The organism is Streptomyces sp. NPDC032472, assembly GCF_040636955.1.
Lineage (GTDB): Bacteria > Actinomycetota > Actinomycetes > Streptomycetales > Streptomycetaceae > Streptomyces.
Genome location: NZ_JBEZVK010000005.1, coordinates 126,966 through 152,698, shown reverse-complemented (window position 1 = coordinate 152,698; position 25,733 = coordinate 126,966). Strand labels below are relative to the sequence as shown.

Sequence of the window (25,733 nt, the reverse complement as noted above, 5' to 3'; positions counted from 1 at the left end):
GACCCGACCAGCCCCCGGCCCGTCCGCACTCTGGCCCGCCCATTGCCTGCCCGACCCGACCCGGACCCCTCACCCTGACCGGAGCGAGACCCATGAACGTCGCGGTGGTCCTCTACACCTCCGACCTGCGCTTGCACGACCACCCCCCGCTGCGCGCCGCGCTGTCCTCCTGCGACCGGGTGGTCCCGCTCTTCGTCCGCGACCGCGCGGTCGACGCCGCCGGCTTCGCCGCACCCAACCGGCTGGCCTTCCTCGCCGACTGCCTCGCCGACCTCGACACCGCCCTGCGCGAGCGCGGCGGCCGCCTGATCCTGCGCTCCGGCGACACCGCCGCCGAGGTCTGCCGACTGGCCGGGGAGTGCGACGCCGACGAGGTCCACATGGCCGCCGGCGTCAGCGGCTTCGCCCACGCCCGCGAGGAGCGGCTGCGCGCCGCCCTCGAAGCGGAGGGCCGCCGGCTCTACGTGCACGACGGGGTGGCCACCGTCGCCGCCCCGGGCGTCGTCCACCCGGCCGGCTCCGACCACTTCGCCGTCTTCACCCCGTACTTCCGCCGCTGGGCCGAGCTGGCGCCGCGGCCCGTCCTGCCCGCCCCGCGCTCCGTGCGCGTGCCCGAGGGCCTCGGTTCGGAACCGCTGCCCCGGAGCGGGGCCGTCACGGGTGTCTCCCCGGGCCTCGCGCCCGGCGGCGAGCGCGAGGCCCGTACCCTCCTGGCGCGCTGGCTGCGCGCCGGCCTGTCCCGCTACGCCGACGCCCACGACGACCTGGCCGGCGACGCCACCTCCCGGCTCTCCCCCCACCTGCACTTCGGCACGCTCTCGCCCACCGAGGCCGTCCACCGGGCCCGCGCCGTCGAAGGGCCCGGCGCCGAGGCCTTCGTACGCCAGCTGTGCTGGCGCGACTTCCACCACCAGGTGCTCGCCGCCCGCCCCGACAGCGCGGCCCACGACTACCGGGGCCGCGGGGACCACTGGCGCACCGGCCCGGCCGCGGAGGAGGACACCGAGGCCTGGAAGCAGGGCCGCACCGGCTACCCGGTGGTCGACGCGGCCATGCGCCAGCTGCGGCACGAGGGCTGGATGCACAATCGGGGCCGGCTGCTCGCCGCGAGCTTCCTGACCAAGACCCTGTACGTGGACTGGCGGATCGGAGCCCGCCACTTCCTCGACCTCCTGGTCGACGGTGACCTCGCCAACAACCAGCTCAACTGGCAGTGGGTGGCCGGCACCGGCACCGACACCCGGCCCAACCGGATCCTGAACCCGGTGCGGCAGGGCCTCCGCTTCGATCCGGACGGCCGCTACGTGCACCGCTGGGTCCCCGAGCTCGCCGGCCTCGACGGCCCCCACCTGCACGAACCCTGGCGCCTGGCCACCTTGGACCGGGCCCGCTACAGCTATCCGGACCCCGTGGTGGACCTCCCCACCGCCCTCGCCCGCTTCCGCCGCGCACGCGGCACGGACTGACCCCCGGGCCACCGGCCGGGCCGTATCGTGAGCGGGTGGACAGCGTGCACGGCGTGCCCCCTTCAGCGTCTCCGGACCCCTCGAAGGCGCCGGCTCCGCAGGGGCTGCCCGCCGCCGCGTTGAGCACCGGCGCCGTCGCCCGCCGGCTCGGGGTGTCCCCGACCACCGTCCGTTCCTGGGAGCGGCGGTACGCCATCGGTCCGGCCCACCGCGAGGACGGCCGGCACCGCCGCTGGACCCCGCAGGACATCGCCCGCCTGGAGCTGATGTGCCGGCTCACGGCGCAGGGCGTCCCCCCGGCCGAGGCGGCCCGTACGGCACGCGGCGGCGCCCCCGGACCGGCCGCGGCGCGTACGGAGCCGCCGGCGGCCCCCGCCGACCGCTCGGGCGGGCCCGGCAGCGGACTGCCGCTGGGCGCGGTCCGCCCGGAATGCCGCGGCCTGTCCCGAGCCGCCGTACGCCTCGACGCACCGGCCGTGTCGGACCTGCTGGAGGCCGCCCTGGCCGACCACGGCCTGGTCCCCGCCTGGGAGGAGGTCATCGCGCCGACCCTGCACGCGGTGGGCCGCAAATGGGCCACCGCCGGGGAGCGGTACGTGGAGGTCGAGCACCTGCTGTCCTGGCACGTCTCCGCCGCCCTGCACCGGATCCGGCCCCGGCCCGAGCCCCCGCACACCCCGCCGGTGCTGCTGGCGTGCGTGCCCGGCGAGCAGCACAGCCTGCCCATCGAGGCGTTGACCGCTGCGCTCGGCGAACGGGGCGTGGCCGCCCGGATGTTCGGAGCGGCCCTGCCCGCCGAGGCCCTGCACGAGGCCGTACGACGTACCGGTCCGCGCGCCGTCGTCCTGTGGGCGCAGTCCCGTACGACCGCCGACCGCGCCCTGGCCAGGTCGGTCGCGGGCATCGAGTGGGGCCTGCGCGGCGCCCGCGGCCACTCGGCGCTGCTGCTGGCCGGACCCGGCTGGGCCAGCGGCACGCCGCTGCCGCGCACCGAACGGCTGCACGGGCTGGGCCAGGCCCTCGCGGTCATCGACCCGCGGGCACCTGCTCCGGCAGGGTCCGGCGGAGCCGGCCCAGGGCCCTTCGCATATGGCTCTTGACGGTGCCCAGCGGAAGCCCGGTGCGGTCCGCGATCTCCGCCTGCGTCAGATCGGCGTAGAACGCCAGGTGCAGCACTTGCTGCTGCGCCGACGGCAGCCGGGCCAGCTCGGACAGGAGCAGCACCCGGTCCACGGCCTGCTCCGCCTCCGGCAGCGGTGCCGGCCCGGGGCACCCGCCCGCCTGCGCCGCGATGCGGGCGGCGGCGTCGGCCGCCAGTGCGCGCCGGGCCCGCGCCCGGAGCGCGTCGGCCACCTTGTGGCGGGTGATCCCGGTCAGCCAGGCCCCGAACCCGCCCGGCCCCGGCCGGTAGCGGCTCCGGCCCCGCCAGGCGGCCAGGAAGACGTGCTGCGTGACGTCCTCGGCCTCCCGCTCATCGCCCAGAGCACGCTGGGCAAGCGCATGGACGAGGGGCCGCCACCGCCGGTACACGGCCTCCACGGACCGCTCCTCACCCGCCGCGAATCCGGCGGCAATCCACGCCTGGCCCGCCTGGGGGCTGGCGGCGGGCCACTTCTCGACCGGCTCGAACCCGGCGGCCACCCGCTCCGCGCCCGCGCCCCCGCTCCTGAGCTCACCCATGATCCGAGCGTCGCGACCCGGGCCTCGCCACCGCCAGTCGCACCGTTTCCGCATCGTTTGGCGAACCGGGGGACCTCCACCGCGGCGACGTGCCGAGTGCCCCGTTGCGTTCGCGGGCCCGTGGGCGTGGCCCGCGGTGGTGGAGGGGGCGGAGGGCTATGGTCCGGAGGGTGAGCGACCTGCTGCTGGTGAGGCACGGCGAGACGGCGTGGAGCGCCACCGGGCGGCACACCGGCCGCACCGACGTCCCGCTCGCGCCCGCCGGGGTCGAGCAGGCCATCTCGCTCGCCCCGTTCTTCCGGGACCTCGCACCCACGCCCGCCCTGGTGCTGACCAGCCCGATGCGCCGCGCGGTCGCCACCGCGCAGCTCGCCGGGCTCCACGGCGGCATCACCGACCCCGACCTCTGCGAGTGGGACTACGGCGGCTACGAAGGCGTGACCACCGCCGAGATCCGCCGGACCCGCCCCTCCTGGTCGCTGTGGACCGACGGCGTCCCGCCCGGCGACGGCGACCATCCCGGGGAGGACGCCGCCCAGGTCGGCGCCCGGGCCGACCGCGCCCTGGTCCGGCTGGCGCCGGCCCTCTCCGGGGACGGCGGCAGCGCCGTCGTCGTCGCCCACGGCCACTTCCTGCGCGTGCTCACGGCCCGCTACCTCCGGCTGCCGCCCGAAGAGGGCCGGCTCTTCCTCCTGCGCACCGGCACGGTCAGCGTGCTGTCCACCGAGCACGGCCTCCCGGTGATCGCGGGATGGAACGTCCGGCCCTGACGGCGTCGCCGACGGCGGGGCCCCGCCTCCTTTCGGGCCCCGCTGTACGGGCTGGTCCGTTGGTCCGGGCCTGGCCGGAGATTCGCGGTGCGGAGTGAGCCATTGGCCCAGTGGTCAGGGGCCGTGTTGAGCCAGTGGGCCCCCGAATGGTTATCTGTGGTGTATCCATGTACTTACGGCGCCGCGCGGTGCCGGGCGGCAACGAGGCCGTCCCGGAGCGCGGTGCCTTCGCTGTGCCCGCCTGCCGCCCACCACCCCCGGGCGGACGCCGGGCCGGCGCGCACCACCTTGAGGGGGGCGGCACACCGCCGTGAAGAGGATGTTCGTGGCTCCGGATCCGGGGCGCCTGAGACTGCGCAACTCGCTGCGGGCCGTGATCGGCGTCGCCCTCGCCGTGGCGGTGGCCGAACTGTGCGGCCTCTCCCTCACCGCGTCGATCACGGGGGGCCTGGCGGCCCTGCTCGCCCTGTTCACCGTGCTCGACCCCACGGTCGGCGCCCAGCGCGCCACGACCGCGCTGCTGCCCGTCGCCGGCTTCCCCGTCCTGGCGCTGGCCACCACCCTGCACGACATGCCGCACGCCCGCGACGCCGCCTTCCTCGCCGTCGTGTTCGCCGGCGTCTACGCCCGCCGCTGGGGGCCGCGCGGGCACGCCCTCGGCATCTTCGGCTTCATGATGTTCTTCGTCACCCAGTTCCTGCACGCCGTCCCGGAGCAGCTGCCCGAGCTGTACGCCGCCGTCGGACTGGCGCTGCTCGCCTCCGGCGCCGCGCGGTTCCTGCTGTGGCCGATCGAGCGGCGCACCCCGCCGCCCGCCGCCCCGCCCGCACTGCCCGGAACCGGGCTGGCCCGGCCGACCACGCGGCAGGCCTTCCAGGCCACCGTCGCCTGCGGGTTCGCGCTCGCCATCGGCCAGGCCCTCTCCGAGGACCGCTGGTACTGGGCCGTGGGCACCGCCTGGTGGATCTTCGTCAACACCGCCTCCCGCGGCGAGACCCTCGTCCGCGGCTTCCGCCGCGTCCTCGGCACCGTCATCGGCATCGCCGCCGGCCTGCTGATCGCCGTACCGCTGCACGGCGCACCCGCCCCCACCGCCGCGCTCGTCGCCGTATGCGTCTTCGGGATCTTCTACACCGCGGCGCCGTCCTACTCCTGGATGATGTTCTTCGTCACGGTCATGGCGGGCCTGCTGTACGGGCTCCTCGGCGTCCTGCACCCCGGCCTGCTGCTCCTGCGCTTCCAGGAGACCGCCATCGGCGCACTCGGCGCCGGCCTCGCCGTGATCCTCGTCCTCCCGGTGAGCACGCACGCCGCCAACGACGCCTGGATCCAGCGCGCCCTGCACTGCGTACGCGCCGCCACGGCGGCCGCACTCGACCGCCTCGCCGGAGACCCCGAGGCCGACCCCGCCCCGCACGCCGCCGAGCTCGAACTGCTGCTCGGCCGCGCCCGGACCGCCCTCGCACCGCTCGTCCACCCGCTGAGCCCGCTGCGCGCCCGCAAGGCCCGGGCCCGGCAGGTCCTCGTCCTGCTGGACGACTGCGCCCGGGAAGTGCGCGGGCTGGTGGCCGTCGCCGCCGACCCGCAGGCCTCCCACGACGCCCGCCTCGCCGCCGCGTGCTGGCGCGTCGAGGCGGCCGTGGAGGCCCTCACGGCCCCTGTGGCCCAGGTGAGTGCCGACTCCGTCGCGGCTGCCTGTCCGAGGCCCGCCGCTGCCGGTGCCGCTGCCGCTGCTGCCGGTGCCGCGCCCGAGGGCGTGCCGGCGCTGGCGCACCTGCACGGCCTCGAACACGCCCTCGTGGCGCTGCACGCCCCGCTGCGCACCGACCCGCGGTCCCCGCTCGTCATCACCGCCTGACCGTATGACCGTATGACCGTATGACGGTCTGACCGTCTGACTGAAAGCCGCGCCCCGGGAATCGGGCCGGTCGTAAGGTCGGCGCCATGGACATCACGTACCGCACGGCCCGGCCGGAGGACGCGGAGGCCATCGCGCGGCTCGACGGCTCGTTCACCACGCACACCGTGTTCGAGGTGGTCGGCGGGGAGACCGGCTTCTCGGTGCGCGAGGTGCCGGTCGACCCGCCCGTGCGCAAGGTGTTCCCCGGAGACGAGGCAGAGGACGGGGACGAGGTCGAGAACGAGGACGAGGGCGATGCTGCCGATACCCCCGACGCGGTGGGCGGGGCGGCGGAGGGCGACGAGCGGGTCTTCGTCGCCCTCGACGGGGAGGCGGTGTGCGGGTTCGCCGCGGTGACCTACGCCCCGTGGAACCGCCGCGTCGCCATCGACGACATCGAGGTCTCCCCGGCCCACCGCGGCCGCGGCATCGGCCGGACCCTCATGGAGCACGCCGCCGGCTTCGCCCGCGAACGAGGCGCCGCCCACCTGTGGTTGGAGGTCAGCACGGTCAACGCCCCCGCCGTGCACGCCTACCGGTCCATGGGGTTCGCCCTCTGCGGCCTCGACACCGCCCTGTACGACGGCACCGCCTCGGCGGGGGAGCAGGCGCTGTTCATGAGCCGGCCGTGCCCCTGATGTGCCCTACGCCGCGGATCGTACGCCGCGTCGGACGGGCCCGCAGGGCGATGGCTCGAAGATCACTCGGTGGAGTGCTCCGGGTTCTCGCCCCCTCACGCGACTGACCTGCGGCATGTACAACGGGTGATTGTTCACCGCACATTCATCCGGCACGTACAGGGTGGATCTGTCCGGACAGGGGGTAACCGCCCGGGATGGAAATACTTCAAGAGCGCTCGACCACCGACCAAGTGTGGCAGGCGGCGGAGGAGTTCATCCGACTCTTCCATCGGGAGGTTCCGCAGGCAGGCGATCCGCAGGCCCGACTCGCCGCCGTGCGGGCCGAGATCGCGGAGACCGGCACCTATCGGCACACCCCGCAGGAGCTGGCCCACGGAGCCCGAGTCGCCTGGCGCAACAGCAACCGCTGCATAGGCCGCCTCTACTGGAACTCGCTGCGGGTGCGCGACCGGCGTGAACTGACCGACGCCGACGAGATCGCCGACGAGTGCTTCCAGCACCTGCGCGAGGCGACCAACGGCGGCAGGGTCAGACCCACGATCACCGTCTTCGCGCCGGACACCCCGGACCGCCCGGGCCCGCTGATCTGGAGCGAGCAGCTCGTCCGCTACGCCGGCTACGGCGACCACCCGTCGATCACCGTCGGGGACGCCCGCAACGCCCCGCTCACACGTGCACTGCTCTCCCTCGGCTGGAGCGGCGGCGCCGGAACGCCCTTCGACCTGCTCCCGCTGGTGGTCCAAGGGGTGGACGACAAGCCCCGCTGGTTCGACACCCCTGCGGACGCCGTGCTGGAGGTGCCGATCGAGCATCCCGACGACCCCGGCTGGGCGGACTGGGGGCTGCGCTGGCACGCGGTTCCGGCCATCTCCAACATGTGCCTGGAGATCGGCGGCATCCACTACCCCGCCGCGCCCTTCAACGGCTGGTACATGGGGACCGAGATCGGCGCCCGCAACCTCGCGGACACCGACCGGTACAACCTGCTGCCCGCCGTGGCCCGGCGCCTCGGCCTCGAGACCTCGAGCGACCGCTCGCTGTGGAAGGACCGCGCGCTGGTCGAGCTCAACCGGGCCGTGCTGCACTCCTTCGACCGGGCCGGCGTGACGATCGCCGACCACCACAGCGAGTCCCGCCGCTTCCTGACCCACATGGCGCGCGAGGAGGGCAAGGGGCGCGAGGTCGGCGCGGACTGGTCGTGGATCGTGCCGCCGATCTCGGGTGCTGCGACGCCGGTCTTCCACCGCACGTACGACGACCGGCCGAGCCCCACGACGTACGTGCACCATGCGGGCGCGCGGGAACGGGCCGAGGGCCGAGATCTGGTCTAGAGGGTCGATGCGGTCGAGGCGGCCGGGCTGGTCTAGACCTTCTGTTACCGTCGGCTCCGGATGGCCGGATGGCCGGATGGCCGGATGGCCGGATGGCCGGAGGGGTGCTCGGAGAGCGGTGGAGAGGGGGCCTCATGGGTGGCGTGGGCGGTACGGGTGGAGGGGGAGATTCTGCCGAGGATGGGGGCGGGGCGAGGGGGGTGGGTGCCGGTGCGGGTGCAGGTGTCGTGTACATCGGCTCGTTCACCTCGGCCGGCGGGCGCGGTATCACCACCGCGGCCGTGGACCCCGTGACCGGGGCCCTCACCCTGCTCTCGGTCACCGACGCGCTCGCCGACCCCTCGTACCTCGCCCTCGACCGGGACACCGGTGTGCTGTACGCCGTGAGCGAGACCGAGGAGGGTGGGGCCGGCGCCTTCCGGCCCACCCCGCACGGCCTCACCGCCCTAGGCCCCGCCGTCCGCGTGGGCGGCTCCGGGCCGACGCACCTCAGCGTGGCCGGGCGCCGGCTGCTGACCGCCAACTACACCTCCGGCAGTGTCAGCAGCCTTCCGCTCGCCGCCGACGGCCGTCTGTGCGGGCCGCCCGCCGCGGTCCTCGCGCACCGCGGCAGCGGACCCGACCCGGGCCGCCAGGAGCGCCCGCACGCCCACCAGGTGCTGCCCGACCCGAGCGGCCGCTGGGTGCTGAGCGTCGACCTCGGCACCGACTCGGTACGGGTGTGCGCGGCGGACTCCGCCACCGGGTCGCTGCGCCTGCACGGGGAGACCGCGCTGCGCGCCGGGACGGGGCCGCGGCACCTCGCCTTCCACCCGGACGGTGAGGTGCTGTACGTCGTGCACGAGCTGGAGCCGCAGCTGACCGTCTGCCGCTGGCATCCGGGTACGGGGCGGGTGGAGGTGGGTGCGGAGGTTCCGATCGCCTCGCAGGCGGGTTCCGGGGGCGGCGGCGTCCAGGGGATACGGGCCTACCCCTCGGCCGTCGTGGCCTCGCCGGACGGGCGCTTCGTGTGGGCCGCCGTGCGCGGCACCGACGTCATCGCCGTCTTCTCGCTCGGCGACGGGCCCGAGCGGCCCCGGTTCACGGCCGCCGTGCCGTGCGGCGGGAGCTGGCCGCGGGACCTGGCCGTCGACCCGGCGGGGCGCCGGCTGTACGCGGCGAACGAGCGCTCCGGGGACGTCAGCTGGTTCGACGTGGACGCGCTGACCGGGAGGCCGCACCTGGCCGGCTCGGTGGCGGTGCCGGCGGCCACCTGTGTGGTCTTCGGGTGGGCGTGACGGTCCCGGTGGGGTGAGGGTGACGGTGCCGGTGGGGTGAGGGTGACGGTCCGGTTGGGTGCCGGGGGCGTGGTCCGAGCATGCGCGAGGGCCCGCACCCCGGCGATGGGGTGCGGGCCCTGGTGCGGCCGGCGTGGTGCGGCCCGGGCTCAGCGGGCCGGGGTGCCCTGGTTGATGCCGAGAGCCGCGGCGTACTGCGTGACGACGAGCTTGCCGAGCGCCGAGTAGGCGCCCAGCACCTCGGCGACCGCGCAGTCGGCCTCCTTGGCGGCGGTGTCCAGCAGGCCCTCGGCCGCTTCCGGGCCGATCAGGTACGGGGCGAGCGCGAGCTGCGTGGAGCCCTCGGCGCGCAGCTGCTCGGCGACCCCGGCCACCGAGCCCTCCTGGTCCAGGGCGGCGGCCTTGACCGGCACCGCGAGGCGGGCGGCCAGCAGCATGCCGGTGACCCCCGCGACCTGGACGGCCTCCTCGCCGCCGGTGGTGGCCACGATGATGCCGTCGGCGGCGGTGGTCACGGTGAAGAGTCGGGCGCGGTCGGCGCGGGCCAGGCCCGCTTCCGACAGGCGCACGTGCAGGCCCTCGGCCAGCAGCGGGTGCGGGCCGAGCACCTCGGCCAGCTCGACGGCGGCCGAGGAGTCCATGACGGCCTGGCGGATCCGGCGCAGCAGGTCGGCGTCCGGGCCGGCCAGCAGCGGCACGACCACGGCGTCCGGGCCGGTCGGCTCGGGCACCTCGTGGCCGGCGGCGCGGGCGAACTCGGCGCGCGCGACACGCTCGGCTGCGACGGTGCTCAGCGTGGTGGACAGGGCCGGGAACTCGGCGCCCTCCTCGTCGCTGCCCTCGAGGAAGCCGATACGGGCTTCCAGGCCGGGCAGCTCGGAGCGGCCGATGCTGATGATCTCTTCCGCGAGACCCCGCGAGGCGGCCGAGGGGGTGCCGGGTACGGCGAGCACCAGCGCGGGCGCTCCCTCGGGGGCCACCGCGGGCTCGGGCCGGCGGTGGCGTCCGGTCTGACGGGGTCGCGGCATTCGTACGGGCAGGCCATGTGCGGGCCCAGTGGGGGAGCTCATGGCGCCGCATGCTACTGGCTCATCGGAACCTGGTGTTCGGTCAGGGGCCACTCGGGCGGCATCTGTCCGTATTTATCCGGTGAATGTCGTATACCGTTCAACTGCTTGGGTGGGGTGCTGGTCAACCGGTCGTCGACGGGTTGACCGCGGCTGGTCAACTGGCGGCCGGAAGGTGCCAGTCCACCGGCTGGGCTCCTTGGCGCGCCAGGAGGTCGTTCGTCCTGCTGAACGGCCTGGAGCCGAAGAACCCGTTGTCGGCGGACATGGGGGAGGGGTGGACCGACTCCACGGCCGGCAGCTGCCCGAGCAGCGGCCGCAGGTTGCGGGCGTCACGGCCCCACAGGATCGACACCAGCGGCTTGCCGCGCGCCGCGAGCGCCCGGATCGCCTGCTCGGTGACCGCCTCCCAGCCCTTGCCGCGGTGCGCGTTCGGTTTGCGCGGGGCGGTGGTGAGGGAGCGGTTCAGCAGCAGCACGCCCTGGCGGGCCCACGGAGTCAAGTCCCCGTTGGCCGGACGCGGCACGCCGAGGTCGGCGTACAGCTCGCGGAAGATGTTGTCCAGGCTCGGCGGTACGGGCCGAACGTCTGGGGCGACCGAGAAGGACAGGCCCATTGCGTGCCCCGGGGTGGGGTACGGGTCCTGCCCGACGATCAGTACCTTCACCTCGTCGAAGGGCTGCTGGAACGCCCGCAGGACGTTGGTCCCGGCGGGTAGGTACGTCCTGCCCGCCGCGATCTCGGCGCGCAGGAAGTCGCCCATCGCGGCGATCTGCGCCGCCACCGGCTCCAGAGCCCGGGCCCAGCCCGGCTCGACGATTTCGTTCAACGGTCGTGCTGCCACGGGGAGTCACTCTACTGGCCCACACTGACAGTCCGGACCGCCTCGTCGAGTACCGCCTGCCTCAGCCGGTGCCGCCGTTGAGCACCGCCGCCCGCACGCACAGGATGTCCGGCAGGTGCTCCGCCAGGAGTTCCCAGGTGTCCCCGTCGTCCCGGCTGGCGTACAGCTCGCCGTTGCGGTTGCCGAAGTAGACGCCCGCCGGGTCGGCGTCGTCCGTGCAGAGGGCGTCGCGCAGCACCGTCCCGTAGTGGTCGGCCGTCGGCAGCCCGTGGGTGAGCGGCTCCCAGGTGGCTCCCGCGTCCCGGGTGCGGAAGATGCGGCACCGGTGCTCCGCCGGGACCCGGTCGGAGTCGGCGTTCAGGGGGAAGACGTACGCGGTGTCCGGGCGGTGCGGGTGTGCGGCGACGGCGAAGCCGAAGTCGGACGGCAGCCCGCCGCCGATGTCGGTCCACTGCCCGCCCGCGTCGTCGCTGCGGTACACGCCCCAGTGGTTCTGCAGGTACAGCCGGTCGCGGTTTCCGGCATCCCGGGCGACCTTGTGCACGCACTGGCCGAATTCCGGCTGCGGGTCCGGCAGGAACACCGCCGAGACGCCCCGGTTGGCCGGGGTCCAGCTCGCCCCGCCGTCCTGGGTGCGGAAGACCCCGGCGGTGGACACCGCCACGGTCACCGCATCGGGGTCCGACGGGTCGGTCAGCACCGTGTGCAGGCCCTCACCGCCGCCGCCGGGCACCCAGGCGCTCCGGGTCGGGTGCTCCCACAGGGGGCGGACCAGCTCGAAGGACACGCCACGGTCCGTCGAACGGAACAGCGCGGCCGGCTCCGTCCCCGCGTAGACCACGTCGGGCGCCTCGGGGCCGGCCGGATGCAGCTGCCAGACCCGCTCCAGCGAGGCACCGGTGTCCTTGGGGAAGCGCACCGCGGGCTCGGCGGGCTCCTGCCAGGTCGCGCCCAGGTCGTCGGAGGTGAAGACCGACGGGCCCCAGTGCGAGCTGTCGCCGCCGACGAGCAGCCGGGGGGCCGGACTGCGGCGGTCGATCGCCACTGCGTAGACGGCTTGGGCGTTGAAGTGCGGGCCGTCGAATGTCCAGGGGGTGCTGTTTGGGGTTGGGGTTGGGGTTGGGGTGGTTGTTGTGGTTGTGGTTGGGGTTGGGGTGGTGGTTGTGCTTGGCGTTGTGCCCGTGCTTCTGCGTGCGATGAACAGGCCTTTGCGTGTTCCCGCGAGGAGCAACACCTCTGGCATGTCGACACCTCCGGACTTCGTCGTAACGTCCAGGTTGGCTCTGATTCGTTCCAGTCGTTCCGGCCAGTCTGCACCCGGTTGGCCGTCTCGGCTTGGCGGCTTGCCCGACGCCTTTCCGGCTGACCGTCGTCGATCAGCCGGTGCGCGAAAAGTGTGGCTACTTGATCGTAGGAGGGTGAAAGGGGTTGACTTCAGCCTCTGCCACTGCACGCGAGAGGCACTACGTGGCCACAGAGCATCTCTCCCCGCTCGACCTCGCCTTCTGGCGGATCGAAACCGCTGACCATCCCATGCACCTCGGGGCGCTGGTGGTTTTTGACGCCTCTTCTTTTGCCGCCTCTGCTTTTGATGCTTCTGCTGTTGAGGCATTCGCCTTCGATGCCTCTGCCGACGCCGCCTCCGTGGCCGTTCGGCTGCTCGCCGCGCGGTGTGCCCAGGTGCCCGGGCTCCGGCGTCGGATCCACGATGTGCTGGTGCCCGTCGGCGCGGCCGCCTGGGCGGCCGACGAGGATTTCGATGCGGCGCGGCACGTGTTCCTCGTCCGTACGTCCGACCCGCAGGCCGCCGCCGGCCCGCTGATGGCGCGTCCCCTGGCCCGGGATCGGCCGCCCTGGGAGGCGCACGTCCTGGCGGGCCCCGACCCGCGATCGTTCGCGGTGCTGTTCAAGTTCCACCACGCCCTCGCCGACGGGCTCGCCGCCCTCGCGCTGGCGGCCTCGCTGTTCGATGAGGGGCCGCCCGTACGCGGTCCCGCGCGGCCGCTGCCCGAGCCGCCGACCGCCGGCTCCGGACTGCGCAGTCTTCCCGGGGTGCTGGCCGCCCGGCTCCAGGGTGTCGGACAGGCGCTCGAGATCGGTGCCGCCATGGCGCGGTCGGGTCTCCCGCTCGCCGTCCCGGCCGCCCTGACCGCGGTCGCCGGCGGGACCGGGACGCGGGCGGTCGCCGGCCTCGCTCTGGATCTGGACGACGTCAACCGGATCCGCAAGGTCGCCGGGGGGACCGTCAATGACGTGCTGATCACCCTTGTTGCGGGGGCCCTGCGGCGGTGGCTGGCGGGCCGCGGTGACGCCGTGCCCGAGGGGCCCGGCCCGCGGGCGCTGATACCGGTATCCCGCCGCAGGCCCGGCGCCGGCGCGAAGTACGGCAACCGGCTCTCCGGCTATCTGCTGCGGCTCCCGATCGAGGAGCCCGACCCGTTGCGGAGGCTGGAGCGGGTGCGGACCGGCATGGACCGCAACAAGGAGGTGGGGCCTGCGCGGGGGGCCGGCGCGGTCGCCCTGCTCGCCGACCACGTCCACCCGCTCGGGCACCGCCTGGGCGGCCCGCTCGTGGCCCAGTCGGCCCGGCTGCTCTTCGACATCCTGGTCACCAGCGTCCCCCTGCCGGGCTTCACCTTTACGCTCGGTGGCAGCCGGGTACGGGAGGTCTACCCGCTGGCTCCGCTGGCCCGCGGGCATGCGCTGGCGGTGGCCGTCTCCACGTACAAGGACACCGTTCACTACGGTCTGGTCGCCGACGCGGGCGCCGTGCCGGATCTGGGTGCGCTGGTGGAGGCGCTGCGGGTGGAGTTGGAGGAGTTGGTGGGGGAGGTTTCGTAGGGGCTGGTGGGTTGTGGCTGTGGCTGTGGCTGTGGCTGTGACTGCGGTTGTCGGTTGGGCGTTGTGGTTTGCCTTCGGGTCCCTTCGCCCGTTGCCGCCGGCCCGGAGCGCTGGGTTGCCGGGGTTTCCCGGCAGCCCATTGTCCTTCCGGGGCGCGCCGGGCCGTCAAGGGCGCTCCTTCGTCGCGTCGCTTCGCGATGGCCTTCGGCCACCCTTGACCGCCCGGCACGCCCCGGAATGCCAACAGACTGCCGGGAAGCCCCGGAGGGACGGGCCGGGGGGAGGGGTTCCCCGGCGGGCATCGTGGAGGGGCGGCGGGCCGTGGTCCCGGCGCCGGATGCCCTGTTGCCCGATGCGGAGGTCCTGCCGTGGCTTCGCGCGCGGCTGATCGCTACGTGGTGCCTGTGGGTTGGCGGGTTGTTGTTTGTTTGGGGCTGGTGTTCAGGGGGTGTGGTCGGTGGCGCCCGATGCGGTCAGCAGGCCCGGCCAGTCGGGGATCTTGACCGAGCGGCGGCCCAGGGAGCGGCCGAGGGCGGCCTCTGCGGTCTCGATGGCCAGCCAGCCCGGCCATTCGACCGGGTGGAGGCCTGCGGAGCGCAGGGCGTCGAGGGGGTCGTCCGGGAGGTTGCGGCGGGCCAGGGCGGGGGCGTCCTGGAGGAGGGAGGAGGCGGTTTCCTTTGCGCAGGGGCGGTTGGTGCCGATCACGCCGGTGGGGCCGCGTTTGATCCAGCCCGCAACGTATTCGCCGACCGAGGCGCGGCCGTCGCGCAGGACGCGGCCTGCGGCGTGGGGGACGGTGGCGGTGGCGGGGTCGAAGGGGAGGCCGGGCAGGGGGACGCCCTGGTAGCCGACCGAGCGGAGGACCAGCTGGGCTTCGATGTCCTCGTGGACGCCGGTGCCGACGACGCCGCCGTGGTGGTCGGGGGCGGTCCGTTCGAAGCGGACGGCCGTGACGTGGCCGTCCGGGCCGCCGAGCAGTTCCACCGGGCGGAGGTAGAAGCGGAGCGTGATGGTGCGGTCCGTGGTGGGTGCTGCCGAGGCCCAGGTGCGTAGGACGTCCAGGTTGCGGCGGGCTACGGCGGGGAGGGCGGAGTCGTCGGTGAAGGCCGGGTCGAGGGTGAGTTCGGCGGGGTCCACGTGGGTGGCGACGTGGGGGAGGGTGCCGAGTTCGCGGAGTTCCTTGGTGGTGAACTTGGCCTGTGAGGGGCCGCGGCGGGCGACCATCGAGACCGAGCGGACGCCGCTGTCGGCGAGGGCGCCCAGGGCCGGGTGGGGCATGTCGGTGGGGGCGAGCTCGGGTTCTCCGCGGGCCAGCATGCGGGTCACGTCGACGGCGACGTTACCTGCGCCGATGACGACCGCCGAGGTGGTGTTCGGGAGGTCGAAGGTTTCTGCGGCGGCGTCCGGGTGGCCGCTGTACCAGGCCACGAAGGCGGTCGCCGAGTGGACGCCCGCGAGGTCCTCGCCCGGGATGCCCAGGGTGCGGTCGCGTGCGGCGCCCACGCAGTAGACCACCGCGTGGTACAGGTCGAGCAGGCGGGTGGTGGACAGGTTCGGGCCGCCCACCTCGAGGTTGCCGAGGAAGCGGATCCTCGTGTCCTCCAGGACCGTGCGCAGGTTGTTCTGGAGCGACTTGATCTTTTCGTGGTCGGGGGCCACCCCGTAGCGCACCAGGCCGTACGGGGCCGGCAGGCGGTCCAGTACGTCGACGTGGACGCCGGGCACCTCGCGCTGCTGGACCAGGGTCTGGGCGGCGTAGACCCCGCTGGGGCCCGAACCGACGACGGCGACACGAAGCACGGCGGAACTCCTCCCGCAGGGATTTCCAGGATGGCACCGGGGCGCGCGGGCGTCAGCCCCGTGGGGCGCATTCGGCTGAAGGGAACCTTCCCTCGGGCGGGGTGGCCGAGGGGGGTGTGCCCAGCGTCCAGTCGAGGGCGTAGCGCTGGAAGAGCTCCGCGCGCAGGCGGGCTGCAGGCATAGGGGCGCCCGGCAGGAGGACCGCCACCACCGCCCCCATCAGGAGGGCGCGCAGGAGGGGGTAGTCGGCGTCGGGGTCCGCCGAGCCGTAGCGGGTCACGGTGTCGCGCAGCAGCGCCGCCAGGCGCTGCTGTTCCGGGCACTGGACGAAGCCCTCGGCCTGGAGGATGCCGGCCATGTGGGTCCGCATCAGCAGCGGCTGGTCCAGGGCCAGGCCGAGGATGGCGTCGATGGCCCGGGCGAGCCGCTCGCGGCCGTCGTCGGTGCGCGGCTCGCGTTCGAGGGCCGCTTCCAGGGTGAGGTGCATCAGCCGGTGCACGGCCGACTGGAGCAGTTGCCGCTTGCCCGGGAAGTAGTACGAGACCAGGCCGCGGGCGGCGCCCGCACGGTCGGCGATGTCGCCGAGCGTCGTGGCCTCGTAGCCGCGCTCGGCCACGAGTTCGACGGTGGCCTGGAGCAGCCGCTCGCGGGAACGTCTGCGCAATTCTTCATTGACCGAGGCGCTGCGCGGGGACATGCTTGACTCCTGCGTTGACTGGCTGCCAGCCAATATACTCAGCGCACGGGCGCCTGCTCTGCGCGACGCGGGGGATCGCGCAGAGCGGGCCTTCCACGCCCTGGGTCAGCGGGTGTCTTTCGGTCGATTCCGGGGCTCTGCGAGGGTGACGGCGAGAGCGGCCAGGGTGGCGCCCAGCAGCCAGCCGCCCACCACGTCCGACAGCCAGTGGACGCCCAGGAAGATCCGGGTCAGGCCCACCCCGAACACCGAGGCCAGAGCCAGGGTCCACGCGGCCAGCCGCCACTGTTTCGGGACCGACGGGGGCAGCAGCCACAGCAGCAGCGGGCAGACCACCGCCGCCGTCAGGGCGTGGCCGGACGGGTAGGCCGCGTAGTCCGCCGACACGATCGGATCCGGCCAGAACGGGCGGTGCCGTCCCACCAGTGCCTTCATCCCCTGCGACAGCAGTACGGCGGCCGCCGCAGCCCCCGCGATCAGCAGGGCGCGCCGCCGGTCCCCGCGCCACCACAGCCACAGGCAGGCGAGGGCGGCCAGGGCGCGCATCGTCCAGGGGTCCCAGACCCAGTCGGTGAGGACCCGCGCCACCGAGGTGACCGCCGGATGGGCCACGGCGTCCGCGTGCAGACCCCGCGCGACCGTGCCGTCGTACGCGAGGAGGGGCGCCCAGCGGACGACGACCAGGGCGGTCACCACGACCGCGAGCAGCGCACAGCCGATCCCGGCCCGGAGGAGGTGCCTGCGGTGCATGGCGGAGATCCTTGCACCGCCGGGGCCGAGCGGGGGCGATGCGTGGGGGCGCGGCCGCGTCGCGCCGCCGGTGTGCGCGGGCACTCAGGCGAGCGCGGCCAGGCCCGGCACGAGCGCCACGGCCAGCGGGACGGCGGGGAGCAGCGTGGCCAGGGCGGTCAGTCGCAGCCTGCGGCCGGCCGACAGCCGCGGCGGCGCCGACAGCAACCGGCGCACCCGCTCCGGAACATGGGGCTCCGGGGCGGGCGAGGGGCCGAAGACCCCGCGGTCCTCGTTCAGGCCGACGAGCGCGAGCGCGACGGTGAGCCGCCCGAACCGGCGCGAGGCCACGTCGTCGGCGGCCAGTTCGACGAGCCGGTGCATCTCCGCCTCGAAGGCGGCGAACACCGGCACCTGCGGGAACCCGCCGGCCAGCGCCCGCGAGCAGTGCAGCAGCCAGTCGTGGCGTGCGGCCGCATGCCCCTGCTCGTGCGCCAGCACGGCATCGAGCTGACTGCCCTTCAGCCGCCCGAGCGCGGCCGTGGTCACCACCAGCTGCGGCGCGGGGCCGGGCAGCCACCACGCGTCGGGCCGCGGCCCCTCCAGGACGACGAGCCGCGCTCCGCCGGCCGGGTCCTCCCCGGGCAGCAGCGGGGCCCGCACCCGCAGCTCGGCGCCCCGCGCCAGCCGCCCCGCCCGGGCCCGCAGCACCTCCCGGGTCAGCCGGAGCCCGGTCCACAGCCCGCCGCCGGCCAGGGCCAGGGCGGTTCCCGCGGCCCAGGGGCCGCCCGTCGGGCCCAGGGCGTAGGCGTCGACCACCCCGTGCGGGGCGGCGGCGAAGAGCCGGCCCCGTACCGCCAGCCAGGCGGCGGCCGCGCTCAGCAGCATCGACAGCGCGAAGGACAGGAGCACCGCGCCCACCACGCACTGCCACACCCACAGGGCGACGACGGGTTCCCGCTCGGGCCACCGGGCCCTGGCCAGCAGGCGCGGGGCGAGCACCGCGGTCATGGCGCCGAGCAGGAGGAGAGCGGCGGGGACCATCATGGCCGCCAGCCTATGAGCGGCGGACCCCTGCGGGTACGGTCCCCGGAGATTGGTGACGCAGGACACGTTTCCGCCCCCTTCACAGGGTGAGCAGCATCGCCAACATCCCCATTCCCATGGCCAGTCGGCACGCCCGGGCGAGCTCGGCCGGGCCCGCCGGGACCGGGAGCGGCGCCGTGCCCGCGACCGGCACCAGGCGGGCCCCGCCGAGCAGGACGTACCCGGCGTAGTAGAGGAGCAGGGCGCCGGTGACGAGCGGCGGCGCCCCGCCGTGCCCGTGGCCGCCGGCGCCGGCCCCCGCCCCGACCCCGGCAAGGGCCATGTAGGCCATCGCCAACGAGCCGACCAGGTGGTGCGCGTGGTGCAGCCCGCCGCGCAGCAGCCACAGTGCGTGCACCGCCGCCCCGCAGAAGACTCCCAGCAGGATCTGCGGCCCCCACGGCCCGATCCCCGACGGCGCGGCCATCGCCGCCATCCCCAGGCCCATCAGCCCCTCGCCCGCCGCCGCACCGTCCGCCGCTCGGCCCGCTCTGCGCACGCGGCCCAGGCAGTACGCGCCGCTCACCGCGCACAACAGCACCAGCAGCCAGGCGGGGAGGGAGGCGGAAGAGGACAGCGCGGGACCGTGCACGGCGGAACCCCCCGGTTCGTCGGCGTCACGGAACAGATGCCCGCGCCCGCAGGCCCGCACGCCGCACGGGGTTAGGCTGTCCGTGCAGCACCAGGCACGTCATATGCCACTCAGCAGCGCAGCACGGCACAGAGCAGAACGGAGCCACGTCCATGTCGACAGCCCAGACCGGCGCACTGGAGTTCCGCACCGCCGTGGAGGCGGACGTCCCGGAGCTCGTGACGCTCGTCGAGTCGGCGTACCGGGGGGACGCCAGCCGGGCCGGGTGGACGACCGAGGCGGACTACCTGGAGGGGCAGCGCACCGACCCGGACGGGGTCCGGGCCGTCATCAACACCCCCGACAGCGTCCTGCTCGTCGTCGAGCGCTCCGGTGAGCTCGTCGCCTGCTGCCAGCTCGAACACCGCGGCGACCACGCCTACTTCGGGATGTTCGCGGTCCGCCCCGGGCTCCAGGGCGCCGGCCTCGGCAAGGAGATCCTCGCCGAGGCGGAGCGCCGCGCCCGCGAGGCGTGGGGCGCCAAGGAGATGCGGATGACGGTGGTGAACGTACGGGAGGAGCTCATCGCCTACTACGTGCGCCGCGGCTACCTGCGCACCGGCGAGTTCAGCCCCTTCCCGTACGGCGACCAGCGCTTCGGCGTCCCGCTCCGCGACGACCTGGCCTTCGAGCTGCTGGTCAAGTCGCTCTAGCGGACGGGGCCGCGCCGGCCCCGCCCGTCAGGCCGTGAACCGGCCCGTGCTGCGGATCTCCGGGAAGTCGGTGGCCGCGCCGTCCAGTTCGAGCGCCCGCGCGAGGCGCAGGTGCTCCAGCGAGTTCACCGTCCAGCCGGTCACGCGCAGCCCGGCCCGGTGCGCCGACCCCACCGTCTCCAGGGTGAGCCGCCGCAGGTTCAGGGCGAGGCTCTGCGCCCCCGCGGCCAAGGCCCGGTCCACGACGTCCTCGGCCTCGTCCCCGGCGAGGTCCGAGTGCAGGACGGTCCGGGCGCCCGGCACCAGCCGGGCCGCTTCGGCCAGCACCGCGTCCCGGAACGAGGCCACCTCCACGCGCGCGACCGCGTCGCGGCGCACCACCAGCTCCGCGAGCGCCGCGGCGGCGGCCCGGTCCCGTACCGACACCTGGAGCGGGACCCGGACGGCGTCCAGGACCTCCTCGAAGACCGGCACCCGTTCGCCCTGCCCGGCGTCGAGCTCGCGCAGCTCGGCCAGGGTCAGATCGGCGACGGCGCCCGTGCCGTCGGTGGTCCGGTCCACCTCGGCGTCGTGCAGGACGACGAGGACGCCGTCCTTGCTCAGCTGCACACCCAGCGCGATGGCGTCCATGCCGGCACGCTCCGCGCGGACGAACGACCGCAGGGTGTTCTCCGGCTCGACACCCATGACCCCGCGGTGACCGATGGTGAGGAAAGTCAAGGTTCTCTCGCTTCCGTCGACGGCGGCTCCCGGCGCGGTCGCTCCGTCCCAGGTCCGGCCGCGCGCGGTGAGGCGCATGCTAGTGGCCCCCGCCCGCGTTGGGACCGCCCGTGCAGAGCTCCGGACTGCGCTGACGACCGGTTCCCGCCAGGGCCGTACACCCGCCGGGGGTCGTCGGCGGGCCGCCCCGGCCCGTGCCACGTCACCCGCGCGTGGGCGCGCCTCCCCGACCTTGACGGAAGGGCGAAGCCGTCGCCCGGACGGCGGGTGGCGGGAAGAATTGCGGTAACGATAGGGGTACCACCGAATAATTTCCTGATCGACCTCTTGAGCAGGAGAGCGTCCCGTGCATACGCTGTGCTGACGTGAGGTTCTCCTGTGGAGGAAGTGACATGACGGAAACTCTTGTGCCGGCAACTGGCGGCGCGGTGATAGCCGCCGGCGCGCGGGTGGTGGACCACCCTGCGTGGCCCGAGCTCAAGGCCGCCGTGGAGGAGATCCGCCCCTGGCAGGCCAAGGACGGTTCGATCGACTTCGAGGCCGCGGACGCCCCCGCCCGCGCCGACGTCGAGGCTGCCGTCGAGCGCGCGGTCAGCGCCGTCGAGACGCTGTCGCCGCTGCTGCCGCACGCCGCCGCGTACCACAAGGCGCTCGTCGCCGACCTGCGCAAGTGGGTCGCCGAGGGCTTCGGCGTCCCGGACTTCCTGGACTCCCTGCTGGCCTTCCAGCCCGCCTCCCAGCGCGCCGACGGCCTCCAGCACCTGGTCGTCTTCCCCATGTACACGCAGAACGGCAACCCGGACCGCAACTTCGAGGCCGTCGTCCTGAAGATGGTGTGGCCCGACTGGCTCTCCGAGCTGGAGCGCACCCGGTACGACAACCCGCTGTTCCTGGGCATCACCTTCGAGGACTTCACCCCGGGCTACGACACCCACTCCGCCGTGCTGTTCCCGGAGACCATCGCCGTCCGCGAGGCCCCCGAGCGCTTCACCTGGGGCGGCATCTTCTGCGACCGCGAGGCCGCCCGCTACCGCAAGGTCACCGAGGCCGCCGTCGACATCCTGGGCATCGAGCTGCCCGAGGACATCGCGCGCATGGTCGAGGACCAGGAGCGCTGCGAGAAGGCCTTCGTCCTGTGGGACATGGTCCACGACCGCACCCACAGCCACGGCGACCTGCCGTTCGACCCCTTCATGATCAAGCAGCGCCAGCCGTTCTGGATGTACGGCCTGGAGGAGCTGCGCTGCGACCTCACCGCCTTCAAGGAGGCCGTGAAGCTCGAGTCCGAGGGCAACGAGCACGGCCGCGACGTGCAGTACGCCGTCCTCTTCGACCGGATGTTCCGCTTCCCGGTCTCGGGCGACCGCAACCGCAACTACGACGGCCTCGGCGGCCAGCTGCTCTTCGCGTACCTCCACAAGCACGACGTCGTGCGCTGGACGGACAACAAGCTGAAGATCGACTGGATGCGCGCCCCGCAGGTCACCAACCAGCTCTGCGGCGAGATCGAGGACCTCTACCGGGCCGGCATCGACCGCCCGAAGCTCGTGCACTGGTTCAAGGCGTACGAGCTCGTCTCCACCTACCTCGCCCCGCACCCCGGTTCCAAGTGGGCCAAGGGCCCCGACGCCCTCGACCTGACGCAGCCGCCGCGCAAGCTCGTGGACGACGTGCTTCCGGACGAGTTTCCGCTCAGCATGTTCTATGAGGCGCTCGCGAAGAAGCTCAAGGGCGTGATCGCCTCCGCGAAAGGCATCACCGCACTGAACGCCGAGTCGGCCGAGCGGGCCGCCGCGTGAGCACTCGCCCACAGGAGGCTGCACAGATGAACACGGGGAACAACGCGAACGGCCCGCTGAAGGGCGCCGTCGTGGCGGTCGCCGGTGCCGGCGGTCCTGCCGGCCGGGCGGCGCTGCTGCGCCTCGCCGAGGCCGGCGCGGTGGTCGTCGCGTCCGACGCCGACCCGGCGCGGCTCGCCGAGGCCGTGGACGCGGCCCGCTACGCCCACGGCGGTGCCACCGTCACGGGCGACACGGTGGACCTGCTCGACCTGGAGGCCACCAAGGCCTGGGCCGACCGCACCGAGAAGGAGTTCGGCCGCGTGGACGGAGTCGTCCACCTCGTCGGCGGCTGGCGCGGCAGCACCTCCTTCACCGAGACCGACCTCGCGGACTGGGACTTCCTGGAGAAGCTCCTGATCCGCACCGTCCAGCACACCTCGATGGCCTTCCACGACGCGCTGCTGCGCAGCGACCGGGGCCGCTACGTCCTGGTCAGCCAGTCCGGCGCGCACAAGCCCGTCGCCAACAACGCCGCGTACAACGCCGGCAAGGCGGCGGCCGAGGCGTGGACGCTGGCCATGGCCGATTCCTTCCGCAAGGCGGGCGGCGAGGAGGGCCCGGGCGCCGCGGCTGCGATCCTGGTGATCAAGGCACTGGTGCACGACGCGATGCGCGCCGAGCGCCCCAATGCGAAGTTCGCGGGCTTCACCGACGTCAAGGAGCTGGCCGAGGCCATCGCCGGCGTGTGGGAGCAGCCCGCCACCGATGTGAACGGACAGCGTCTGTGGCTCACTCCGCAACCGTGAAGACCGATGCCCGCCGCCACCACGATCCGGCGGTACGCGGTTTCGCGAGCGACAACTATGCAGGGGTCCATCCGGAGATCCTGGAGGCCATTGCCCTGGCCAACGGCGGCCACCAGGTCGCCTACGGCGAGGACGAGTACACCGAGCACCTGCAGAAGATCATCCGCAGCCACTTCGGTCCCTACGCGGAGGCCTTCCCGGTCTTCAACGGCACCGGCGCGAACGTCACGGCCCTCCAGGCCATGACCGACCGCTGGGGTGCGGTGATCTGCGCCAAGACCGCCCACATCAACGTGGACGAGGGCGGCGCGCCCGAGCGGATGGCGGGCCTGAAGCTGCTGGCCGTCCCCACTCCCGACGGCAAGCTCACCCCCGAGCTCATCGACCAGGAGGCCTGGGGCTTCGAGGACGAGCACCGGGCGATGCCGCAGGTCGTGTCGATCACCCAGAACACCGAGCTGGGCACGGTCTACACCCCGGACGAGATCCGGGCGATCTGCGAGCACGCGCACGCGCTCGGCATGAAGGTCCACCTCGACGGGGCCCGCATAGCCAACGCCGCGGCCTCCCTCGACGTGCCGATGCGCACGTTCACCAATGCGGTGGGCGTCGACGTGCTGTCCTACGGCGGCACCAAGAACGGCATGATGTTCGGCGAGGCCGTGGTCGTGGTCAACCCGGACGCGGTGCGGCAGATGAAGCACATCCGCAAGATGTCGATGCAGCTCGCGTCCAAGATGCGGTTCGTGTCCGTGCAGCTCGAGGCGCTGCTCGCCAAGGACCTGTGGCTGCGCAACGCCCGGCACGCCAACGAGATGGCGCAGCGGCTGGCGGCGGGCGTCCGCGAGACCGACGGGGTGGAGATCCTCTACCCGGTGCAGGCCAACGCGGTGTTCGCGAAGCTGCCGCACGAGGTGTCGCGGCGGCTGCAGCAGCGCTACCGCTTCTACTTCTGGGACGAGGCCGCCGGCCACGTGCGCTGGATGTGCGGCTACGACACCGCGGAGGAGGACGTCGACGGCTTCCTCCAGGCACTGAAGGAAGAGATGTCCCGCTAGCCGACAGCCGGCCGGCCCTTCGAATCTTCTGAATATTTATACCAAGGACCGCAAATTCATTGATTTGCGGTCCTTGGTGTGCCTATCCTCGGAGTCATGGAGCTGATCCAGCAGAAACTCGACATCCACGACTATCTGGCTGCTGACGAAGTGATCGACCACGGCCACCCCGTGGTTCAGGAGATCGCCGACACCTTCTGGTTCGCCACCGGCACTGCATACTCATACGCCGAGGCAGTGTTCGATTTCGTCCGTGACACCATTCCGCACTCGGCCGACTCCGGCGACCCGCGAGTCGTCTGGCGCGCCTCCGAGGTGCTCAGCACCCGCAACGGCATCTGCCACGCCAAGGCCCACGCCCTGGTGGCCCTGCTCCGGGCCAAGGACATACCCGCCGGCCTGTGCTACCAGCGGCTCACCGAGGACGACGGCTCCCGGCCCGCCGTCCACGGCCTGGTCGCCCTCCGGATGCCCTGCAGCAGCCGGTGGTACCGCCAGGACCCGCGCGGCAACAAGTCCGGCGTGGACGCCCGGTTCTCCCTGGACGCCGAACGGCTCGCCTTCCCCGTACGGCCCGAGCTCGGCGAGATCGACTACCCCGAGCTGTACGCCACCCCCCACCCGGTCGTGCTCAAGGTGCTCCGGGAGTCCGCCGACCGGTCCCGGCTGTGGCAGAACCTGCCGGTAGAGCTGTAGCCGCGGCGGCCGCTGCGCTCGTGCCGTGCGGTGCCAGCCGTGCATGCAGCAGGGCCGAGGCCAGGATCAGTGCGGCGAGCCCGGACAGCAGCGCCTGTGGCGGCGCCCCGGCCGCGAAGCCGACGACCGCGGCGCCGGCGGACGCCGCGGTCACCTTGAGACCCGCGCCCAGGGTGAACACCTGGGTCCGCACCTCCTCCGGGGCGAACTGCGCACGGATCCGGAGCGTCGCCGTCAGGAGGGGCCCGTCGCACACCCCGGCAATGGCGAACAGGGCCGCCGCGACCGCGACCGAGGGGGAGAAGGCCGCCGCGGCGAGGGCCGCCCCGGTCCCCGCCATCGCCCGGCGCGCCAGCCGGCCCGGGTCCGTTCCCGTGATCCGCCCGAGCGTCAGCGAGCCCGTCAGGGCTCCTGCCGCGAAGGCCGTCATCAGCACACCCCCGGCGCCCGGGCTGCCGAGCCGGGCTGCCAGCAGGACCGAAGTGGCGCTGAGCGAGCCCAGCCCGGCGAAGGCCAGGCCCGTGGCCGCGGTGATCGCCCGCAGCTCCCGGATCCGCCACAGGGCCGCCAGGCCGGCCGCGAGCCCCGCCTTCAGCCCCGTCCGGGGCGCGGCCTCCATCGGCGCTCCGACGGGGCGCCCGTACGGGAGCGTCGCCGCCAGGACCGCTGCGAGCGCGCAGGCCGCGGCCAGCCCCGCCATCGCGGGCGCGGCCGAACCGAGTGCAGCGACCAGGCCCACCGCCGCCGGGGCCACCACGGACGCGGCGTTGTAGGTCGCCGCGTCCCACGCGTACGCCCGGTCCCGCTGGGGCCCCGCCGGGACCAGCCCGGCCACGAGGCTGGACATCCCGCCCGTCACCATCGGCCCGCAGCTGCCGCCGAGCAGCGCCACCGCGAGCACCACCGCAGCCGGGGCCCGGCCCAGCAGCAGGGCCAGCGCCGCCGCCGCGGCCGTGAACCCGACCAGCGCCCCCACGTGGAAGAGCCGGGGCCGACGGGCCCGGGACGCGGCCGCCCCGGCGAGCGGGGCCGCCAGGACGTGCGGAGCCAGCCATGCGGTCAGCACGTAGGCGCCGTGCGCCGCGCTCCCGGTCCGCTCCAGGGCCAGCAGCATCACCGCGAGGCCCATCCCCTCCGAGGCTGTCCGCGCCGCGACCGCCGCTGCCAGGTACCGCCCGAATACGGGCATCCCGGATCCACCCCCCGATCGTGTAACGTGATAGTGGTACAAGAAGTTACGCCGTGGGGGCGTACGGCGA

General features: G+C 74.0%; 24 protein-coding genes. 13 read left to right on the top strand and 11 right to left on the bottom strand.

Translation table 11 applies throughout. The features are described 5' to 3' along the window. The first annotated feature begins 92 nt into the window (after positions 1-92). A complete protein-coding gene (locus AB0F11_RS04975) occupies positions 93-1,466 on the top strand; it encodes a deoxyribodipyrimidine photo-lyase (protein ID WP_362168526.1) in 1,374 nt (457 codons plus the stop codon). 104 nt (positions 1,467-1,570) lie between these two features. Further along, complete coding sequence (locus AB0F11_RS04970) at positions 1,571-2,566, top strand: MerR family transcriptional regulator (protein WP_362168616.1); 996 nt, start codon at positions 1,571-1,573, stop codon at positions 2,564-2,566. On the opposite strand, the gene AB0F11_RS04965 is transcribed toward AB0F11_RS04970, so the two are convergent. Next, entirely contained in the window at positions 2,493-3,146 is a 654-nt protein-coding gene (locus AB0F11_RS04965; protein ID WP_362168524.1) for a sigma-70 family RNA polymerase sigma factor, read from the bottom strand. The genes AB0F11_RS04970 and AB0F11_RS04965 overlap by 74 nt on opposite strands. A gap of 170 nt (positions 3,147-3,316) precedes the next feature. On the opposite strand from AB0F11_RS04965, the gene AB0F11_RS04960 reads away from it, so the two are divergent. The 5 genes from AB0F11_RS04960 (at position 3,317) to AB0F11_RS04940 (ending at position 9,065) form a co-directional block, all read left to right on the top strand. Then, positions 3,317-3,916 carry a histidine phosphatase family protein gene (locus tag AB0F11_RS04960; RefSeq protein ID WP_362168522.1) on the top strand — a complete coding sequence of 200 codons (600 nt, stop codon included), beginning with the start codon at positions 3,317-3,319 and terminating at the stop codon, positions 3,914-3,916. 319 nt (positions 3,917-4,235) lie between these two features. Further along, a complete protein-coding gene (locus AB0F11_RS04955; protein ID WP_362168614.1) occupies positions 4,236-5,774 on the top strand; it encodes an FUSC family protein in 1,539 nt (512 codons plus the stop codon). Positions 5,775-5,860: 86 nt separating this feature from the next. Next, positions 5,861-6,454, top strand: coding sequence for a GNAT family N-acetyltransferase (locus tag AB0F11_RS04950; RefSeq protein ID WP_362168519.1), 594 nt, complete (start codon positions 5,861-5,863; stop codon positions 6,452-6,454). A gap of 197 nt (positions 6,455-6,651) precedes the next feature. Further along, positions 6,652-7,788 (top strand): nitric oxide synthase oxygenase, encoded by a 1,137-nt coding sequence (locus tag AB0F11_RS04945; RefSeq protein WP_362168516.1) that lies wholly within the window; start codon positions 6,652-6,654, stop codon positions 7,786-7,788. Between the two features lie 227 nt (positions 7,789-8,015). After that, a complete protein-coding gene (locus tag AB0F11_RS04940) occupies positions 8,016-9,065 on the top strand; it encodes a lactonase family protein (protein ID WP_362168514.1) in 1,050 nt (349 codons plus the stop codon). A gap of 149 nt (positions 9,066-9,214) precedes the next feature. Here AB0F11_RS04940 and AB0F11_RS04935 read toward each other — a convergent pair whose 3' ends face one another. From AB0F11_RS04935 to AB0F11_RS04925, 3 genes are all read right to left on the bottom strand, one after another. Further along, complete coding sequence (locus AB0F11_RS04935) at positions 9,215-10,135, bottom strand: hypothetical protein (RefSeq protein ID WP_362168511.1); 921 nt, start codon at positions 10,133-10,135, stop codon at positions 9,215-9,217. Between the two features lie 154 nt (positions 10,136-10,289). Beyond that, a complete protein-coding gene (locus AB0F11_RS04930; protein WP_362168509.1) occupies positions 10,290-10,976 on the bottom strand; it encodes a uracil-DNA glycosylase in 687 nt (228 codons plus the stop codon). Positions 10,977-11,037: 61 nt separating this feature from the next. Then, positions 11,038-12,219, bottom strand: a complete 1,182-nt coding sequence (locus AB0F11_RS04925) for an exo-alpha-sialidase (protein ID WP_362168507.1) — start codon at positions 12,217-12,219, stop codon at positions 11,038-11,040. A 224-nt stretch (positions 12,220-12,443) separates the two neighbouring features. On the opposite strand from AB0F11_RS04925, the gene AB0F11_RS04920 reads away from it, so the two are divergent. Next, positions 12,444-13,817, top strand: a complete 1,374-nt coding sequence (locus AB0F11_RS04920; protein ID WP_362168505.1) for a wax ester/triacylglycerol synthase family O-acyltransferase — start codon at positions 12,444-12,446, stop codon at positions 13,815-13,817. 441 nt (positions 13,818-14,258) lie between these two features. On the opposite strand, the gene AB0F11_RS04915 is transcribed toward AB0F11_RS04920, so the two are convergent. The 5 genes from AB0F11_RS04915 to AB0F11_RS04895 all read right to left on the bottom strand — a co-directional run bounded on the left by AB0F11_RS04915 (position 14,259) and on the right by AB0F11_RS04895 (position 18,721). After that, positions 14,259-15,617, bottom strand: coding sequence for an FAD-dependent oxidoreductase (locus tag AB0F11_RS04915; RefSeq protein WP_362168502.1), 1,359 nt, complete (start codon positions 15,615-15,617; stop codon positions 14,259-14,261). Between the two features lie 52 nt (positions 15,618-15,669). Then, positions 15,670-16,314 (bottom strand): helix-turn-helix domain-containing protein, encoded by a 645-nt coding sequence (locus AB0F11_RS04910; protein ID WP_362168500.1) that lies wholly within the window; start codon positions 16,312-16,314, stop codon positions 15,670-15,672. Positions 16,315-16,419: 105 nt separating this feature from the next. Then, complete coding sequence (locus AB0F11_RS04905) at positions 16,420-17,064, bottom strand: phosphatase PAP2 family protein (RefSeq protein WP_362168498.1); 645 nt, start codon at positions 17,062-17,064, stop codon at positions 16,420-16,422. Between the two features lie 84 nt (positions 17,065-17,148). Further along, the gene (locus AB0F11_RS04900; RefSeq protein ID WP_362168495.1) at positions 17,149-18,090 is read right to left on the bottom strand and encodes a M56 family metallopeptidase; all 942 of its coding nucleotides are present in this window, start codon (positions 18,088-18,090) and stop codon (positions 17,149-17,151) included. A gap of 79 nt (positions 18,091-18,169) precedes the next feature. Further along, positions 18,170-18,721 carry a DUF5134 domain-containing protein gene (locus AB0F11_RS04895; protein WP_362168492.1) on the bottom strand — a complete coding sequence of 184 codons (552 nt, stop codon included), beginning with the start codon at positions 18,719-18,721 and terminating at the stop codon, positions 18,170-18,172. Between the two features lie 152 nt (positions 18,722-18,873). Between AB0F11_RS04895 and AB0F11_RS04890 the strand changes: the two genes are divergently transcribed. Next, positions 18,874-19,413: a GNAT family N-acetyltransferase gene (locus AB0F11_RS04890; protein WP_362168490.1), complete on the top strand. Its 540-nt coding sequence runs from the start codon at positions 18,874-18,876 to the stop codon at positions 19,411-19,413. 27 nt (positions 19,414-19,440) lie between these two features. Here the strand turns inward: AB0F11_RS04890 and AB0F11_RS04885 are convergent, their stop codons facing one another. Beyond that, positions 19,441-20,133: a glycerophosphodiester phosphodiesterase family protein gene (locus AB0F11_RS04885; RefSeq protein ID WP_362168487.1), complete on the bottom strand. Its 693-nt coding sequence runs from the start codon at positions 20,131-20,133 to the stop codon at positions 19,441-19,443. 392 nt (positions 20,134-20,525) lie between these two features. Between AB0F11_RS04885 and AB0F11_RS04880 the strand changes: the two genes are divergently transcribed. From AB0F11_RS04880 to AB0F11_RS04865, 4 genes are all read left to right on the top strand, one after another. Beyond that, positions 20,526-21,932: a DUF6421 family protein gene (locus AB0F11_RS04880; protein WP_362168484.1), complete on the top strand. Its 1,407-nt coding sequence runs from the start codon at positions 20,526-20,528 to the stop codon at positions 21,930-21,932. A gap of 26 nt (positions 21,933-21,958) precedes the next feature. Further along, positions 21,959-22,720: an SDR family NAD(P)-dependent oxidoreductase gene (locus tag AB0F11_RS04875; protein ID WP_362168482.1), complete on the top strand. Its 762-nt coding sequence runs from the start codon at positions 21,959-21,961 to the stop codon at positions 22,718-22,720. Continuing rightward, complete coding sequence (locus AB0F11_RS04870) at positions 22,717-23,778, top strand: low specificity L-threonine aldolase (protein WP_362168480.1); 1,062 nt, start codon at positions 22,717-22,719, stop codon at positions 23,776-23,778. Before AB0F11_RS04875 ends, AB0F11_RS04870 begins: the two co-directional genes overlap by 4 nt. Before the next feature lie 96 nt (positions 23,779-23,874). Continuing rightward, entirely contained in the window at positions 23,875-24,474 is a 600-nt protein-coding gene (locus AB0F11_RS04865) for a transglutaminase family protein (RefSeq protein WP_362168477.1), read from the top strand. On the opposite strand, the gene AB0F11_RS04860 is transcribed toward AB0F11_RS04865, so the two are convergent. Next, the gene (locus AB0F11_RS04860) at positions 24,410-25,663 is read right to left on the bottom strand and encodes an MFS transporter (RefSeq protein ID WP_362168475.1); all 1,254 of its coding nucleotides are present in this window, start codon (positions 25,661-25,663) and stop codon (positions 24,410-24,412) included. The genes AB0F11_RS04865 and AB0F11_RS04860 overlap by 65 nt on opposite strands. Between the last annotated feature and the right edge of the window lie 70 nt (positions 25,664-25,733).

Bases quoted from the DNA above. Each gene is read 5' to 3' on its own strand.
- AB0F11_RS04975 (WP_362168526.1), top strand. From the start codon at position 93: ATGAACGTCGCGGTGGTCCTCTACACCTCCGACCTGCGCTTGCACGAC.
- AB0F11_RS04965 (WP_362168524.1), bottom strand. From the start codon at position 3,146: ATGGGTGAGCTCAGGAGCGGGGGCGCGGGCGCGGAGCGGGTGGCCGCC.
- AB0F11_RS04955 (WP_362168614.1), top strand. From the start codon at position 4,236: ATGTTCGTGGCTCCGGATCCGGGGCGCCTGAGACTGCGCAACTCGCTG.
- AB0F11_RS04950 (WP_362168519.1), top strand. From the start codon at position 5,861: ATGGACATCACGTACCGCACGGCCCGGCCGGAGGACGCGGAGGCCATC.
- AB0F11_RS04945 (WP_362168516.1), top strand. From the start codon at position 6,652: ATGGAAATACTTCAAGAGCGCTCGACCACCGACCAAGTGTGGCAGGCG.
- AB0F11_RS04935 (WP_362168511.1), bottom strand. From the start codon at position 10,135: ATGAGCTCCCCCACTGGGCCCGCACATGGCCTGCCCGTACGAATGCCG.
- AB0F11_RS04925 (WP_362168507.1), bottom strand. From the start codon at position 12,219: ATGCCAGAGGTGTTGCTCCTCGCGGGAACACGCAAAGGCCTGTTCATC.
- AB0F11_RS04910 (WP_362168500.1), bottom strand. From the start codon at position 16,314: ATGTCCCCGCGCAGCGCCTCGGTCAATGAAGAATTGCGCAGACGTTCC.
- AB0F11_RS04905 (WP_362168498.1), bottom strand. From the start codon at position 17,064: ATGCACCGCAGGCACCTCCTCCGGGCCGGGATCGGCTGTGCGCTGCTC.
- AB0F11_RS04900 (WP_362168495.1), bottom strand. From the start codon at position 18,090: ATGATGGTCCCCGCCGCTCTCCTCCTGCTCGGCGCCATGACCGCGGTG.
- AB0F11_RS04890 (WP_362168490.1), top strand. From the start codon at position 18,874: ATGTCGACAGCCCAGACCGGCGCACTGGAGTTCCGCACCGCCGTGGAG.
- AB0F11_RS04880 (WP_362168484.1), top strand. From the start codon at position 20,526: ATGACGGAAACTCTTGTGCCGGCAACTGGCGGCGCGGTGATAGCCGCC.
- AB0F11_RS04875 (WP_362168482.1), top strand. From the start codon at position 21,959: ATGAACACGGGGAACAACGCGAACGGCCCGCTGAAGGGCGCCGTCGTG.
- AB0F11_RS04865 (WP_362168477.1), top strand. From the start codon at position 23,875: ATGGAGCTGATCCAGCAGAAACTCGACATCCACGACTATCTGGCTGCT.
- AB0F11_RS04860 (WP_362168475.1), bottom strand. From the start codon at position 25,663: ATGCCCGTATTCGGGCGGTACCTGGCAGCGGCGGTCGCGGCGCGGACA.